The organism is Rhodospirillaceae bacterium (genome assembly GCA_028819475.1).
In the GTDB taxonomy this organism is placed as follows: Bacteria; Pseudomonadota; Alphaproteobacteria; order Bin65; family Bin65; genus Bin65.
The window spans coordinates 16,772-32,571 of the sequence record JAPPLJ010000031.1 but is presented as its reverse complement, the minus strand read 5'-3'; the positions used below and the strand labels follow the sequence as shown (position 1 = coordinate 32,571).

14 protein-coding genes are annotated in these 15,800 nt (G+C 68.4%); all 14 read left to right on the top strand.

The features are described from left to right. Positions 1-130: 130 nt before the first annotated feature. The 14 genes from OXM58_09990 to OXM58_09925 are packed head-to-tail and all read left to right on the top strand — an operon-like array spanning position 131 to position 15,785. The gene (locus OXM58_09990) at positions 131-613 is read left to right on the top strand and encodes a hypothetical protein (protein ID MDE0148694.1); all 483 of its coding nucleotides are present in this window, start codon (positions 131-133) and stop codon (positions 611-613) included. Then, positions 610-1,587, top strand: a complete 978-nt coding sequence (gene rsmH / locus OXM58_09985) for a 16S rRNA (cytosine(1402)-N(4))-methyltransferase RsmH (protein MDE0148693.1) — start codon at positions 610-612, stop codon at positions 1,585-1,587. Before OXM58_09990 ends, rsmH begins: the two co-directional genes overlap by 4 nt. Continuing rightward, positions 1,584-1,943, top strand: coding sequence for a hypothetical protein (locus tag OXM58_09980; protein ID MDE0148692.1), 360 nt, complete (start codon positions 1,584-1,586; stop codon positions 1,941-1,943). The genes rsmH and OXM58_09980 overlap by 4 nt, the downstream gene beginning before the upstream one ends. Beyond that, a complete protein-coding gene (locus OXM58_09975) occupies positions 1,940-3,712 on the top strand; it encodes a penicillin-binding protein 2 (GenBank protein ID MDE0148691.1) in 1,773 nt (590 codons plus the stop codon). The genes OXM58_09980 and OXM58_09975 overlap by 4 nt, the downstream gene beginning before the upstream one ends. After that, positions 3,709-5,208, top strand: coding sequence for a UDP-N-acetylmuramoyl-L-alanyl-D-glutamate--2,6-diaminopimelate ligase (locus OXM58_09970; protein MDE0148690.1), 1,500 nt, complete (start codon positions 3,709-3,711; stop codon positions 5,206-5,208). Before OXM58_09975 ends, OXM58_09970 begins: the two co-directional genes overlap by 4 nt. Continuing rightward, positions 5,205-6,635, top strand: a complete 1,431-nt coding sequence (murF, locus tag OXM58_09965) for a UDP-N-acetylmuramoyl-tripeptide--D-alanyl-D-alanine ligase (protein MDE0148689.1) — start codon at positions 5,205-5,207, stop codon at positions 6,633-6,635. Before OXM58_09970 ends, murF begins: the two co-directional genes overlap by 4 nt. Next, positions 6,625-7,746 (top strand): phospho-N-acetylmuramoyl-pentapeptide-transferase, encoded by a 1,122-nt coding sequence (mraY, locus tag OXM58_09960; GenBank protein ID MDE0148688.1) that lies wholly within the window; start codon positions 6,625-6,627, stop codon positions 7,744-7,746. The genes murF and mraY overlap by 11 nt, the downstream gene beginning before the upstream one ends. 5 nt (positions 7,747-7,751) lie before the next feature. Continuing rightward, a complete protein-coding gene (gene murD / locus OXM58_09955) occupies positions 7,752-9,206 on the top strand; it encodes a UDP-N-acetylmuramoyl-L-alanine--D-glutamate ligase (GenBank protein MDE0148687.1) in 1,455 nt (484 codons plus the stop codon). After that, positions 9,203-10,324, top strand: coding sequence for a putative peptidoglycan glycosyltransferase FtsW (locus OXM58_09950; GenBank protein MDE0148686.1), 1,122 nt, complete (start codon positions 9,203-9,205; stop codon positions 10,322-10,324). The genes murD and OXM58_09950 overlap by 4 nt, the downstream gene beginning before the upstream one ends. Next, positions 10,321-11,436 carry an undecaprenyldiphospho-muramoylpentapeptide beta-N-acetylglucosaminyltransferase gene (gene murG / locus OXM58_09945; GenBank protein MDE0148685.1) on the top strand — a complete coding sequence of 372 codons (1,116 nt, stop codon included), beginning with the start codon at positions 10,321-10,323 and terminating at the stop codon, positions 11,434-11,436. The genes OXM58_09950 and murG overlap by 4 nt, the downstream gene beginning before the upstream one ends. After that, positions 11,436-12,854 (top strand): UDP-N-acetylmuramate--L-alanine ligase, encoded by a 1,419-nt coding sequence (murC, locus tag OXM58_09940; protein MDE0148684.1) that lies wholly within the window; start codon positions 11,436-11,438, stop codon positions 12,852-12,854. Before murG ends, murC begins: the two co-directional genes overlap by 1 nt. Next, positions 12,851-13,816 carry a UDP-N-acetylmuramate dehydrogenase gene (murB, locus tag OXM58_09935; GenBank protein MDE0148683.1) on the top strand — a complete coding sequence of 322 codons (966 nt, stop codon included), beginning with the start codon at positions 12,851-12,853 and terminating at the stop codon, positions 13,814-13,816. Before murC ends, murB begins: the two co-directional genes overlap by 4 nt. Then, on the top strand, positions 13,813-14,733 hold the full coding sequence (locus tag OXM58_09930) for a D-alanine--D-alanine ligase (protein ID MDE0148682.1): 921 nt from the start codon (positions 13,813-13,815) through the stop codon (positions 14,731-14,733). The genes murB and OXM58_09930 overlap by 4 nt, the downstream gene beginning before the upstream one ends. Then, positions 14,721-15,785: an FtsQ-type POTRA domain-containing protein gene (locus OXM58_09925; protein MDE0148681.1), complete on the top strand. Its 1,065-nt coding sequence runs from the start codon at positions 14,721-14,723 to the stop codon at positions 15,783-15,785. Before OXM58_09930 ends, OXM58_09925 begins: the two co-directional genes overlap by 13 nt. Positions 15,786-15,800 lie beyond the last annotated feature (15 nt).

Genomic DNA, 15,800 nt, shown 5'->3' with positions numbered 1-15,800 from the left:
ATATCCCATAATCGGCCATGGAAGATCGGCGCAGTGTGACCAGACAGTGCGACTGGGCCGACGGCATGGAAACGATAATCCGGGCAAGCCGCGAATCCGGCGGCGCTGCCCTCGCGGGGACGGGTTTCGTATGGCGTCGTTTATCGGCACATTTACGAACAGGATCGACCGGAAAGGGCGGGTTTCCGTGCCGGCGCGGTTCCGTGCCGCCCTTGCGGCGCCGCCCGCCGCGGGCGCCTTCAACGGCGTCGTCGTGGCGCCGAACGGCGGACTCGGCGCGATCGACGCCTGCGACCGCCAGCGCATCGAGGACACCATCGACCGGCTCGACGCCCGCGACGGTCTGACGGCGGAAGAGCAGGAGGCGATCGAACTCGTCCTTTCGGACTCCGAAGAGCTGCCTTTCGACGGCGAGGGCCGGATCATCCTGCCCGAGAGCCTGATCGCGCTGGCCGGAATCGGCGACAAGGCGGTTTTCGTCGGTATCGGAAGGGTCTTCCAGATCTGGTCGCCGGAGCGGCGGGAAGCCTGGCGGTCCGAAGCATCCGAAGGGCCGCTCGGCCAGATCGGTCTGAAGGATCTGTGGTCGCTCGGAGCCGGAGGCGCCGCATGACCGCCGCCCACATCCCGGTCCTGTTGAACGAGGTGATCCGGACGCTCGCGCCCCGGTCGGGCGGCGCCTATGTCGACGGCACTTTCGGCGCCGGCGGCTACACGGAAGCGATACTCGGCGCCGCAGACTGCCGCGTGGCCGCAATCGACTGCGATCCGGACGCCATCGAACGCGGCCGCGCACTTCGCGACAGGTATCGCGGCCGGCTTACCCTGATCGAAGGCCGCTTCGGCGACATGGAACGCCTGGTCCGCGCGGTCACCGACGGGCCGGTCGACGGGGTCGCCCTCGATATCGGCGTGTCTTCACCCCAGCTCGATACGCCCGAGCGCGGCTTTTCCTTCCGCCACGACGGCCCGCTCGACATGCGCATGAGCCGGTCGGGCCCGACAGCGGCCGACGTCGTGAACCGCGCAGCCGAGGCGGACCTGTCCAAGATCATCTTCACACTGGGCGAGGAACGCGCGGCGCGCCGCATCGCGCGCGCCATCGTCAACGCACGCCGCAGCGCCGCCATCGAGCGGACGCTCCAGCTCGCGGAAATCGTCCGCTCGGTTTTGCCGGCGGCGGCCGGCGGCATCGATCCGGCAACCCGCACCTTCCAGGCGCTGCGCCTTCATGTGAACGGAGAGCTTGAGGAGCTGGACCGCGGACTGCGGGGTGCCGAGCGGCTCCTGCGGCCGGGCGGCCGGCTGGCCGTGGTCTGCTTTCACTCGCTCGAGGACAGGCGGGTTAAACGCTTCCTGCGCGACCGCAGCGCCGAGGCCCCGCGCGGCTCCCGCCACCGGCCGGAGCCTGGCCGGCGGCGCCCGCCGACGTTCCGGCTGTTGCATCGTCGCGCGGTTGCGCCGTCGCCGGGGGAAATTTCCGCCAACCCGCGCGCGCGCTCGTCCCGGCTGCGCGCAGCGGAGCGAACCGACGGCCCGGCCTGGGCAGACAATGCGTCCGGTATTCCGGCCGGAGGCGCGGCATGATCCGCTCGACCACGATCGTCCTGCTCGTCCTGCTGAGCGGGCTGACGGGCGCCCTGTTCCTGGTGAAACACCAGGTCCAGACACTGGAAAAGCAGGTCGCGAAGGCCGAGAGGAGCGTTCGGTCATACCGGAACAACCTGCGGATTCTGCAAGCGGAGTGGACGGTGCTGACCTCGCCGCAGCGTCTCGAGCTGCTGCCGCGGCCCGAAGGCCTCGCCCCGCTCTCCGGCGGACAGTTCAAGCGTTTCTCGGAACTGCCCGATACCTTCGCCGCACTGTATGCCCTGATCGACGAAGGCCGGGCGCCCGACAGGGTGACCCGTGTGTCCACCGACCGCGCAAGGAGGCTGCAATGAGCCGCCGCTTGCGCGATCTGTGCCGCCCGCACGCCAAGACCGCCCGGTGCCGTCCGGGCGAAATTCATCTGGAAGGCGAGGCCGGCAAAGCCCTTGCCGTGGCGCGACGCCGGTTGATTGTAGCAGGCGCCGTCTTCATGCTCGCATTCGGTGCGATCGGCTACCGGCTCGTCGATCTGGGCGTGATCCGTGCCGGTGCCGAGGCTGAACGCGCCAAGCTCGCAGCGAACCAAACCCTGCCGACGGACCATCGGGCCGATATCGTCGATCGAAACGGGATCGTGCTGGCGACCAGCATCAGGTCATGGTCGATCTTTGCCGATCCCGCCTTGGTCGATGATCCGGGCCGCACGGCTCGCATCCTCGCCCACATTTTTCCGCAACAGTCCGTTCGCACCCTGGAATCGAAGCTGCGCCGCAAGTCCCGCTTCGTGTGGATCAGCCGGCAGGCGTCGCCGGCAGCCTATCAGCAGATTCTGCGCTTCGGGCTGGCGGGAATCCAGGCCCGCCCGGATTTGCGCCGGGTCTATCCGCAACGCGCGCTGGTCGCGCACATCGTCGGCAGCAGCGATGTCGACAACAAGGGAATCGCCGGCGTCGAAGCCAAGATGGACAAACGAATCCGGACGATCGGCCGGCCGCTTCGACTGTCCATCGATCTGCGCGCCCAGGCCGCCGTTCGCGAGATTCTGGCCCGGTCGATCGAATACTGGCGGGCGATCGGCGGCGCGGCGATGGTCATGAACGTACGGACCGGCGAAATCCCGGCGATGGTCTCGCTTCCGGACTACGACCCCTATGCACTGCTGCGCGTCCCAAAAAACGCCAGATTCAACCGCAATACACTGGGCGTTTACGAGCTTGGCTCGGTCTTCAAGATCCTGAACACGGCCATGGCGCTCGACTACGGCGTCACCCACCTGAGAAAGAAGTACAAGGTCGACAAGCCGCTTCCGGCCGGCCGGCGCTTCATTCGCGATTTGCATCCGATCGCGCGGCCGATCGATACGGGCACCATCCTGGTCAAATCGTCCAACATCGGCTCCGCCACCATCGCCCGGCAGGTCGGCGGCAAACGCCAGAAGAAGTTCCTGCGCCGTGCGGGAATGCTTGCCAAGATACCGCTGGAGCTGCCGGAGGCGGGCCAGCCGCTCTATCCGCGGCACTGGCGGCCGGTCAACACGCTGACCATTTCGTTCGGCCACGGCATTGCCGTCACACCCCTGCACCTGGTGGCGGCGGTTGCCGGAATCGTCAACGACGGCGTGATGGTGGCGCCGACTCTGCTCCGGCGCCTGAACGGCAAGCCCCTGTGGCGGCGGCGGCTCGTGTCGCCGAAGACCAGCCGGATTCTCCGGGTTCTGATGCGCCGCGTCGTCGTGGAAGGCACGGGCAAACGGGCGAACGCCAGGGGATACCGGGTCGGCGGCAAGACGGGCACGGCGGAAAAGGCAGGGCGCGGCGGCTACCGGCGCAAGGCGCTGTTGTCTTCCTTCGTCGCGGCGTTCCCGATGAACCGGCCGCGCTATGTGTTGCTGGTTTCGCTCGATGAGCCGAAAGGCAACAAGAAGAGCCACGGCTACGCGACGGCGGGCTGGGTCGCCGCCCCGGCGGCCAAGGAGATCATCGAACGGATTGCACCAATCCTGAAGATCCCGCGCCAGGCCGAGGAGCCGGGAAAATCGCGAAAGCAGTTCCTCGCCAGCGCCGCGTCCGGCGTCCCGAAAAAGGACCGCCGCGGTGCGGCCTCGGGCGGGAGCCGGCAATGAAGCTCGCCGCGCTGATGTCCGAACGCGCCGGCCGGACCGCCACAGCGCACTGGGACCCGTCCTTCGGCGACCTCGACATCGCCGGCCTGAGCGCCGATTCGCGCCAGGTCGCACAGGGCTACCTTTTCGCCGCGCTGCCGGGCGCCCGGCTCGATGGCCGCCGTTTCATTCCCGACGCCCTCGACGCCGGCGCCGCTGCCATTCTGTCGACGACGGATGTGACCCGGGACAGCCTGGACGGCGGCGGCGCGGCGCTGATCACCGATCCGCAGCCGCGCCGGCAGCTCGCCTGGATGGCGGACCGGTTCTTCGACGCGCAGCCGGCGACCCAGGTTGCCGTGACCGGGACGAACGGCAAGACGTCTGTCGTATCGTTCCTGCAGCAGATCTGGTCCGCCGCGGGCCGCAGGGCCGCCGCCCTGGGAACGCTCGGCATCAGCGGCCCCGGTGTCGAACGGCCGGGCGCGCTGACGACGCCCGATCCGGTCTCGCTGCATCGCGATCTCGCGGCGCTGAAACGCTCCGGGATCGAGTGTCTCGCCATTGAAGCCTCCAGCCACGGCCTGGATCAGTTCCGGCTTGACGGGCTGCGCCTGAAGGCCGCCGCTTTCACCGGATTCGGCCGCGACCATATCGATTATCACGGCAGCACCGATGCATATCTGGCGGCGAAACTGCGGTTGTTCGCCGAACTCGTGCCGGCCGGAGGAACGGCGGTGATCAACGCCGACAGCCCGGCACACGAAGAAATCCGCCGGGCCTGCGACCGGGCGAATCTCAGGGTCGTCGGTTACGGCCGCGCCGCCGAGGAAATCGTCCTGCGCAGCCTGACGCCGGTATCGGGCGGCCAGCGGCTCGAACTGACGGTGTTCGGGCAGGCCACGACCGTCGAACTGCCGCTCGCCGGCGACTTCCAGGCCTGGAACGCGCTGTGCGCCTTGGGGCTGGCGACGGCGACCGGCGTCGAAGCATCCGTGGGACTGGACGCCCTGAAGCGCCTGCACGGTGCGCCGGGCCGGATGGAACTAGTCGGATCCCGGCGCAACGGCGCAGCGGTCTATGTCGACTACGCCCACACGCCGGACGCGCTGGAAACCGTCCTGAAGGCCCTGCGGCCCCACACGAAAGGCGCTCTCGCCGTGGTTTTCGGCTGCGGCGGCGACCGCGATGCCGGCAAGCGGCCCCTGATGGGGGCCGCGGCACACAAATTCGCCGACCGGGCGATTGTCACCGACGACAATCCGCGCGGCGAAGCGCCTTCGGAGATCCGCGCAGCGGTGCTGCCGGCCTGCCCCGGCGCGGCCGAGATCGGCGACCGGCGCGAGGCGATTTTCGCAGCCGTATCAGACCTGGCGCCGGCCGATACCCTCGTGATCGCCGGCAAGGGTCATGAGCAGGGCCAGATCGTCGGCGATTCGGCCCTGCCCTTCGACGATGCGGCCGTCGCCCGCGAGGCAATCGCAGCAGCGGACGCATCAGAGGGCGGCTCGGCATGAGTGCGATCCTCTGGACAGCGGCGGAAGCCGCGACCGCGACCCGCGGCCGGGCGCTTGCAGAGACGGGCGCCCGCTGGTCCGCGACCGGCGTGTCGATCGACAGCCGCTCCGTTGCGACCGGCGATCTGTTCGTCGCGCTGAAAGGCCCGGTGTTCGACGGCCACGATTTCACCGGCAAGGCCTTTGCCGCCGGAGCCGCCGCGGCGCTGATCCACCGCGCGGTCGAACCCGCAGGCCCTGCTCTTGTCGTCGGCGACACCCGAACCGGTCTGGAGGATCTGGGCCGTGCCGCCCGGGAGCGCTGCACCGGCCGGATCGTTGCGGTGACCGGCAGCGTCGGCAAGACCGGCGTCAAGGAAGGCCTGAGAACGCTGCTGTCCCGGCAGGGCAGGACCTATGCGACGGCCGGAAACCTCAACAATCACTGGGGGGCGCCGCTGTCGCTCGCCCGCCTGCCCCGAAAGGCGGAATACGGGGTTTTCGAGCTGGGCATGAGCAGTCCCGGCGAACTGGCGCCGCTCTCCCGCATGGTCCGGCCGCATGTCGCGCTGATCACGACGGTGGCGCCGGTGCATATCGAATTCTTCGACAGCGTCGAGGCAGTCGCCGACGCGAAAGCGGAGATTTTCCAAGGCGTGATCGAGGGCGGCGCGGCCATCCTGCCGCGCGACAACGACCATTTCGAACGCCTCGACTCCCGCGCTGCCGAGGTCGGGATCGGGCGCCGTTTCTCCTTCGGCGTGCACCCGGAAGCGCACGTTCGGCTGCTCGCCTCGGTCATGGACGCCGACGGCAGCGACGTGACGGCCTCGGTATTCGGGACGCGCCTGAATCTCCGGGTCGGCGTGCCCGGACACCACTGGGTGGTCAACGCACTCGGCATGCTGGCCGCAGTGCGCGAGGCCGGCGCCGATGTCGTTGCCGCCGCCGAAGCCATGGCCGGGCTCGAAGCGCCGGCGGGGCGCGGGGCACGCCGGGCGGTCGGTCTGCCGGAGGGCAGCTTCGAACTTCTGGACGAAAGCTACAATGCCAGCCCACCGGCCATGCGCGCGGCGTTCGAAACGCTGATGCTCGCCAATCCGCGCGCCGGCGGCCGGCGCATCGCCGTGCTTGGCGACATGCGCGAACTGGGCGACGGCGGGCCGGCCCTGCACGCCGGCCTCGCGGACGACCTGGCCGACGCCAATATCGATCTCCTGTTCGCCGCCGGGCCGCTGATGCGCCACCTGTACGACGCCGTGCCTGCGGCGCGCCGGGGCCATTACGCGCCTGATTCCGAATCGCTGATTCCTGCGGTTACCGCGGCCGTGCAGCCCGGCGACGTGGTGTGCGTCAAGGGCTCCCTCGGCAGCCGGATGAAGCCGGTGCTCGACGCGCTGGTCGCGCTGGAAACCTGCAGCGGGGAGGCCGGCGGCGATGCTGTTTGAATTCCTGCTGCCGCTGTCCTCGGAATTCAGCCCGCTACGGCTGTTCCAGTATCTGACCTTCCGGTCGGGCGGCGCCCTGATGACGGCCCTGTTCATCGGCCTGGCGCTCGGTCCGTCGGTCATCCGGTGGCTGAAGAACCGCCAGGCCGAAGGTCAGCCAATCCGCGACGACGGCCCGGAATCGCATTTCCGGAAACGCGGCACGCCGACGATGGGCGGCGTCCTGATCCTGTTGTCGGTGGCGATCTCCACCCTGCTGTGGATGGACCTGGGCAACGGCTACGTCTGGAGCGTGCTGATCGTCACCCTGGGTTTCGGCCTTCTCGGCTTCTACGACGATTACCGGAAACTGACCAAACGGTCGTCCAAGGGCATGCCGAGCATGCTGAAATTTACCGGGCAGATCGTGATTGCCGTCGTGGCGACCTACTGGATCATGCGTCTCGGCTGGAGTGCGCAGTTCAAATACAACGTCAACGCGGAACTGCCGCTGGCGACCGGCCTGTCGATCCCCTTCCTCAAGGGTTATCTCCTCGATCTCGGCAACTTCCTGTTCGTCCTGTTCGCCGCCTTCGTCATGGTCGGCGCATCGAATGCGGTCAACCTGACCGACGGCCTGGACGGGCTCGCGATCGTTCCGGTCATGATCGCGGCCGGCGTGTTCGGCCTGATCGCTTACCTCGCCGGCAACATCGTCTTTTCGGGCTATCTGCAGATCGTCTTCGTTCCCGGCAGCGGAGAACTGGCGGTCTTCTGCGGCTCCCTGGTCGGCGCCGCGCTGGGTTTTCTCTGGTTCAACGCGCCGCCGGCGATGGTGTTCATGGGCGATACCGGCTCGCTTTCGATGGGCGGCGCGCTCGGCGCCATCGCGGTCGCGGTGAAGCACGAGCTCGTGCTGGCGATCGTCGGCGGCCTGTTCGTACTCGAGACCCTTTCGGTGATCGTGCAGGTCGCTTCCTTCAAGCTGACCGGCAAGCGCGTCTTCCGCATGGCGCCGATCCACCATCACTTCGAACAGAAGGGCTGGCAGGAGCCGACCATCGTTGTGCGTTTCTGGATCATCGCCGCGATCCTGGCGATCGTCGGCCTCTCCACCCTGAAGCTGCGGTAGACGCCATGATCCCGGTGCCCTCCTTCGCCAACAAACGGGTCGCCGTCATGGGCCTCGGCGTCGCCGGGCTGGCGACGGCGCGCGCGCTTGCGGCGAGCGGGGCCGACGTTCTGGCGTGGGACGATTCAGAGGCGGGCCGCACAGCAGCGGCGGCCGCCGGCATCGCCGCGACCGATCTGGGCGCGGTCGACTGGACCGCCGACCTGCCGCTCGTGCTGAGTCCGGGCATTCCGGACGAATTTCCGGCGCCCCACCCGGTTGCCGCCGCGGCGCGTGCCGCCAAGGCCGAGATCCTGTGCGATATCGAGTTGCTCGCCCGGTCCGTTCCGGCAGCGACCTGCGTGACCGTGACCGGCACGAACGGCAAGTCGACAACGACCGCTCTGATCGGCCATATCCTTCGCGCGGCCGGCAGAAGGGTCGAGGTCGGCGGCAATTTCGGGCCGCCCGCCCTCGGCCTGGAGCCGCTGGACGCGGGCGGAATCTACGTCCTGGAACTGTCGTCCTATCAACTCGACCGGACCTACAGCCTGCGGGCGAAAGCCACCGTCCTGCTGAATATCGCCGAAGACCATCTGGAGCGGCACGGCGGACTGGACGGCTATATCGCCGCGAAGCGCCGGACCTTCGATCTCGCCGCGCCGAATGCGACCGTTGTGGTCGGGGTCGACGACCCGGAGGCGCGCGCCCTCGCAAGCCAGGCAGAAGAGGCCGGACAGACGGTCATCCGCGTCTCCGGCAGAAAGCACGTTGAAGGCGGCGTCGGCGTGCTGGACGGCATCCTGCGCGACGATACGGCAGACGGTTCGGGAAGCGCCGGCGTCCCGGTGGATCCGGGCGGCACGACGGCCTTGCGCGGCGCCCACAACCACCAGAATGCGGCGGCAGCCTGGGCCGCCTGCCGGGCGCTCGGCGTCGCGCCGGAAACCGTTGCGGCGGCCTTTGCAACCTTCTCCGGCCTGCCCCACCGCCAGGAACGGGTCGGTGAGGCCTCCAACGGCGGCAGGACCGTCTCCTTCGTCAACGACAGCAAGGCAACCAACGCCGTCGCCTCGGCCCGGGCCCTGTCAACCTATGGCAACATTTTCTGGATCGCCGGCGGGCGCGGCAAGCTGGGCGGCTATGCGGCGCTGGCACCGGCCCTGGCCGGCCTTCGCGGCGCCTTCCTCATCGGCGAAGACGCGCCGGCGATGGCGCGCTTCCTGGCCGGGGCGGCGCCGTCGGCGCCCGTCACGGTATCCGGGACCCTGGATCAGGCGGTCGCAGACGCCTGGACAGCCGCAACGTCCGAAGATGCGCCGGCGAATTCCGTCATCCTGCTCTCGCCGGCCTGCGCCTCTTTCGATCAGTTCGCGAATTTCGGCGCCCGGGGCGACGCCTTCCGCAAGAGTGCCCGGAACCTGATTGCCCGGAACCCGAGCGACCGGTACCCGATCGACCGTACGGGAGGCGCGGCATGAGCTACGCGCCGTCCCGCATCGATACGAGCGTCATCGGCCGCTGGTGGTGGACGGTCGACCGCTGGATGCTCATCGCCGTCGGCCTGCTGATTGTCTACGGCATCATACTCACCCTCGCCGCCAGCCCGTCTGCAGCGGCGCGCGCCAACATCGAGAGTTTCCACTTCGTCCGTCAGCAGCTTCTGTTCATTCCGCTCGCGATTGCGCTGATGCTGCTGACTTCCCTGTTTACCCCGCCCTGGGTGCGTCGGTCGGCGCTTGTCGTGCTGGCCGGCGCACTCATTTTTTCCGTTTTCGTTGTTTACGCCGGAGCGGAGATCAGGGGTGCGCGGCGCTGGCTGTCGATTGCGGGCTTCGCTTTCCAGCCATCAGAATTCATCAAGCCGGGCTTCGCCGTTGTCTGCGCCTGGCTGTGTGCGGCGTCCCGATCGGGAGACGGCTTTCCCGGACGCATACTCGCCACTGTCCTGTGCCTCGCAACGCTGGGCGTGCTCGCGATGCAGCCGGATATCGGTATGGCATCGGTCGTGTTTTCGATCTGGTTCTGCCTGATGTTCCTGGCCGGCCTTTCGCTGTGGCTGATCGGCGCCGGCATCCTCGTCGTCGCGGGCGCTGCGACCGCGGCCTATTTCAACTTCGCCCATGTCGCCAAACGGGTCGATCTGTTCCTCAATCCCGGCAGCGGCGACAACTACCAGGTCGACCGCTCCCTCGACGCTTTCATCAACGGCGGAATTTTCGGCAAGGGTCCCGGCGAGGGCACCGTGAAGGCCCAGCTGCCGGACGCCCACAGCGATTTCATCTTCGCCGTCGCCGGCGAGGAATTCGGAGTCGTCGCCTGCCTGCTCATTGTCGGCACCTACGCCTTCATCGTACTGCGTGGCTTTTTCCGGGCGATGGATAGCAACAACCTGTTCATCCTGTTCGCCACGGTCGGCCTGCTTGCCGCCTTCGGCCTCCAGGCGATCGTCAATCTGGCCTCGACCCTGCACCTGATGCCGACCAAGGGCATGACCCTGCCCTTCATTTCCTATGGCGGCTCTTCGATCATGGCGCTGGCGCTGGGCACGGGCATGATCCTTGCGCTGACCCGCGACCGGGCGGGAGGCGCCCTGTGAGCGGGCCTGTGAACCGGACCGTCGTCCTGACAGCCGGCGGCACCGGAGGCCACCTTTTCCCGGCTGTTGCACTGGGCGAGGCGCTGCTGCAGCGCGGTTACGGGATTCGCCTCTATACAGACGGACGGGGCGCCGACTATGCGAAGCGGACGCCGGGGATCGAGGCCCATGTCGTCCCGGCGGCATCGCCGTTCCGCGGCGGCATGGTCGGCAGGATCGCCTCCCTGTTCATCATGGCCCGCGGCGCGCTGGCGGTCGGCCGGTTGCTGCGCCGTCACAACCCTGCTGCTGTCGTCGGGTTCGGCGGCTATGCCGCCTTTCCCGCAACCTTCATGGCCGCGCGGCAGCGGCGGCCCGTCATTCTGCACGAGCAGAACGGCTATCTCGGGCTTGCCAACCGAAAGGTCGCGAAGGCGGCGAGCGCCATCGCGCTCTCCTTCCCGGCGGTGGAGGCCATTCCGCAGACCCGCGCCCGCACGGTTGAAACCGGCAATCCGGTCCGGCCGGAGATCAATGCGTTGCACGGACGGCCCTACGCCCCGCCGGCGCCGGACGGGCCGTTCCGCCTGTTCGTGATGGGCGGCAGCCAGGGTGCGACCGTATTCAGCGAGGTGCTGCCCGGCGCCCTGGCGGCGCTGGAGCCGGCCGAACGCGCCCGGCTCCGGGTCACCCAGCAATGCCGACCCGAAGATATCGAGCCGGTGCGCGTCGTCTACAGGGACGCCGGCGTGGCCGCCGACCTGGCAAGTTTTTTCGAGAACGTTCCCGAGCATCTTTCCGCCGCCCATCTGATGATCTGCCGGGCCGGGGCCTCGACCTGCGCCGAGGCTCTGGTTGCCGGCGTACCCGCCATCTACGTGCCCTACCCGGCCGCGGCCGACGACCATCAGACCTGCAATGCCCGCCACATCGACCGGGCCGGCGCCGGCTGGCTGATGCCGCAGCAGGGCTTCACGCCGGCAGCGATCGCCGAAAGGGTGTCGCGCTTCCTGAAGGACCCGGAGCCGTTGGCCGCTGCGGCGCGGGCGGCCGCCGCTCTCGGCCGCCCGGATGCGGCCGAACGGCTGGCCGATCTGGTCGCCGGCGTCGCCGAGGGGAGGCCCGCCGCATGATGGCCAGGCTCCCCTTCGACCTCGGCACCATCCATTTCACCGGTATCGGCGGTATCGGGATGAGCGGCATCGCCGAGATCCTGCACAATCTGGGCTACCCGGTGCAGGGCAGCGACATCGCGGCCAACGCCAACGTCAGGCGGCTCCAGGGCCAGGGCGTCGACGTTGCGCTCGGCCACGACGCGGAGAACATCGGCGATGCCGCCGTCGTCGTCGTGTCGACGGCGATCAGGGGCGACAACCCGGAAATCGCGGCGGCGCGCGCGCGACTCACGCCGGTCGTCCGGCGGGCCGAGATGCTCGGCGAACTGATGCGCCTGAAATGGGGCATCGCCGTCGGCGGCACGCACGGCAAGACGACCACGACCTCCCTTGTCGCCGCCCTGATGGACGCCGCGGGCATGGACCCGACCGTCATCAACGGCGGGATTATCAACGCCTATGGCACCAATGCCCGCCTGGGCGACGGCGACTGGATGATTGTGGAGGCCGACGAATCCGACGGCTCCTTCCTGAAGCTGCCGGCGACGATCGCCATCGTGACGAATATTGATCCGGAACACCTGGATCATTACGGCGATTTCGATTCGCTGCGCCTCGCGTTCGAAAGCTTCGTCGGCAACATCCCCTTTTACGGCTGCGCGGTGCTGTGCCTGGACGATCCCGAGGTTCAGGCGATGATTCCGCACCTGTCGGACCGGCGGATCATCACTTACGGCCTGTCGCCCCAGGCCGACGTCCGAGGCGCCGATCTGCGCTACCGGGCCGACCGGACGATCTTCGATGTCGAGATCAAGCAGCGGATCCGGGGCAGGCAGGCGAGCTTCGGAAACGTCGCCCTGCCGATGCTCGGCGAACACAATGTCCGCAACGCGCTGGCGGCGCTCGCCGTGGGCTGGGAACTCGGCCTGGACGAGAAGGTAATTTGCGAGGCCCTGGCCGGCTTCAAGGGAGTCAACCGCCGTTTCACCCGCACCGGCGTGGCGAACGGTATCACCGTCATCGACGACTACGGCCATCATCCGGTCGAGATCGCCCACGTCCTGAAAGCGGCCCGGGCGGCCTGCCACGGCAAGGTGATCGCCGTCGCCCAACCGCACCGCTATTCGCGCCTGAACGATCTGTTCGAGGATTTCTGCAGCTGCTTCAACGACGCGGACAAGGTCTTGATCGCGGATGTGTACCCGGCCGGAGAAGACCCGATCCCCGGCGCCGACCGGGACAGTCTGGTCGACGGTCTGCGTAATCGCGGACACCGCAATGTGCGCGCCCTCGAATCGGCAGACGACCTGCCGGGCGTCATCGCCGACATCGCCGGCGCGGGCGATTTCGTGATCTGCCTCGGCGCCGGCAACATCACGGCCTGGGCGCACGCCTTGCCGGACCGGCTCGAAGCCCTGAACGGAGACGCCCGATGAGCGCCGCGGGCACCCGGCGCAACGACCTGATCGGCCGGCTGCCGCCGGTCCGCGGCCATCTCGCCGCAAACGCGCCGCTGGACAGCGAAACCTGGTTCCGCGTCGGCGGCGTAGCAGAAGTCCTGTTCCGGCCGGTGGACAGGGACGATCTGGTCCTGATGCTGCGCGAGCTGCCGGAGGGCACGCCGGTTACGGTCGTCGGCCTCGGCTCCAACCTGCTGGTGCGCGACGGCGGCGTCCGCGGCGTCGTCATCCGCATGGGACGCGAGATGGCCGGTATCGACGTGGATGCCGATGCGGTCATAGCAGGCGCCGGCGCGCCCGATCCGGCGGTCGCCGCCGCGGCGCGGGACGCCGGTCTCGCCGGCCTGGAATTCCTTTCCGGCATTCCCGGCACGATCGGCGGCGCCCTGCGCATGAACGCCGGCGCCTATGGCGGCGAAATGGCGGACATTCTGCTCTCCTGCGAAGCCGTGGATCCCGAGGGCGAGGTCCACTGGCTCAGCCCCGACGATATGGGCTTCAGCTATCGCCATTGCAGCATTCCCGAAGACTGGATCTTCATCGGCGCCGCGTTGCGCGGCACGCCCGGCGACCCCGCGGCGATTGCAGCGCGCATGGCCGAAATCCGGCAGAACCGCGAAGCCAGCCAACCGATGCGCACCCGCACCGGCGGCAGCACATTCCGCAATCCGAACGGCCGCACGGCCTGGCAACTGGTCGACGAGGCCGGCTGTCGCGGTCTTGAGCGGGGCGGCGCAAAAGTCTCGGAAAAACACACCAATTTCCTGATCAATACGGGAGAAGCCACGGCCGGCGACATCGAGGGCCTGGGCGAGGAAATACGCGCCCGGGTGAAGGCCGGCAGCGGCATCGACCTGCAATGGGAGATCCGCCGCATCGGCGAGCCGCTTGGCGGCGGCGAAGCGCCCGCCGGTCGACCGCCGGGGGGCCGGCCATGACGCGGGTCGCGGTCCTGATGGGCGGTTTTTCTTCCGAACGCGAAGTATCGCTGTCGTCGGGAAAGGGCTGCGTCGAAGGCCTGCGCAATGCCGGCTACGAGGTCACGGCTATCGACGTGACACGCGATCTGAATGCGCTTCTGAAGGCGCTCGATCCGGCGCCGGACGCGGTGTTCAACGCCCTGCACGGGCCCTTCGGCGAGGACGGCCGCATCCAGGGCCTGCTCGACATTCTCGGCATTCCCTACACCCACTCCGGCGCTACCGCGTCGGCCATGGCGATGGACAAGTCGGTCAGCCGGGCGATGTTCGCGCTCAAGGAGATTCCGCTCGCCGAGGGCTGGGTCGTACCGCGGTGCGAGCTCGACGCCTTCCCGGAACCGGACCGGCCCTATGTGATGAAGCCCTTGTGCGAGGGCAGTTCGGTCGGCGTCGAGCTCATTTTCGAGACCGACAACAAATCCTGGGCCGATCTCAAGCAGGCCTATGCGAAATACAGCGACTCGCTGATCGAGCGCTACATACCGGGGCGGGAAATCCAGGTTCTGGTCATGGGCGGCGAAGCCGTCGGCGCGATAGAGATCCGTACCGACAGGCGCTTCTACGACTATCGCGCAAAGTATGCCGAGGGCGAATCGGTCCATCTCATGCCGGCACCGATCCACCCCGATGCCTACGATCGCGCGCTCGATCTGGCGGCCCGGTCCCACGCCGCGCTGGGCTGCCGCGGCATCAGCCGCGTCGACCTCCGCTACGACGACACGAAAGGCGAACCGGGCGAACTGGTCGTCCTCGAAGTGAATACGCAACCCGGCATGACCCCGACGTCGCTCGCGCCCGAAATCGCCGCCCATGCGGGCTGGCCGTTTGAGCGCCTGCTGACCTGGCTCGTGGAGCACGCGGCATGCGACGCCTGAATATAGCCGCAACGAGCCGCCGCGCGCGGGAGCTTGAAGACTGTGCGGCCCTGAGCGCGGGTGCGATCATCGCCCGGGCTGCGTCGACGATGCCGGAGGACGCGCCAGGCGAAGATGCGCGCGCCGCGCCCGCCCTGCTGCCCCACACCGCGCCGGTACCGCCGGCCAATCCGCCGGTACGCCGGAACCGCCGGGCGCGCAGGCGACCGCTGCGGCTGATCGGTGTGGAACTGCGCGCGCGCTGGACCGTGGCGGCGCGTCTTGTCCTGCTGATCGGACTGTTCGGATTTCCCGTCTGGCTCTGGCAGACCGGGCGAACTGAATCCGCCATCGCCCTGGTCGACCGCAGCGCAGGAAAAGCGGCCGAAACGCTTCGCAGCGCCCTCGCTCTGCGCCTTGACCATATCTTCGTTGCAGGGCGCCATCGCACGTCGCGCCGCGCCCTGTTGTCCGTCGTCGGCCTCAAGCGCGGCGACTCGCTCACCGAAATCGACATTTCCGGACTGCGCGGGCGGCTCCGCGCCCTGCCGTGGGTCGAGGACGCGGTGATCGAGCGGCGCTGGCCGAACGCGCTCTACGTTCGACTGCACGAGCATTCGGCCATCGCCCGTCTCGAAGTCGGCGGCCGGATGAAACTGATCTCCCGGACCGGCGCGATCGTCGACATGGCCGCCGACGGCAATCACGGGAACAAGCTGCTGGTCAAGGGCAACGGCGCGCCGGAACGGACCGCGGCGCTGGTCGCACTGCTGCAAACCCGGCCGGTTCTGGCCAAACGCGTCGTCCTGGCGACCCGTCAGGGCCGGCGCCGGTGGGACCTCAGGTTCGACAACGGCGTGTTCCTGAAACTGCCGGAACGGCGGCCGGACGCCGCCTGGCACCGGTTCGCCGACCTGAACCGTGCACACAACCTGCTCGCCAAGGGCGCGCTGGGCTTCGACATGCGGTCCCGGTTCGAATTCGTGATCCGCACACCGGAACCGAAAGACGAGGCTGAAGAAGCGCCCGGCGCGACGCGGCGTGCCACCGCCCGCAATGGCGGTCGGGGATAGGAGGCGCGTCGCCCA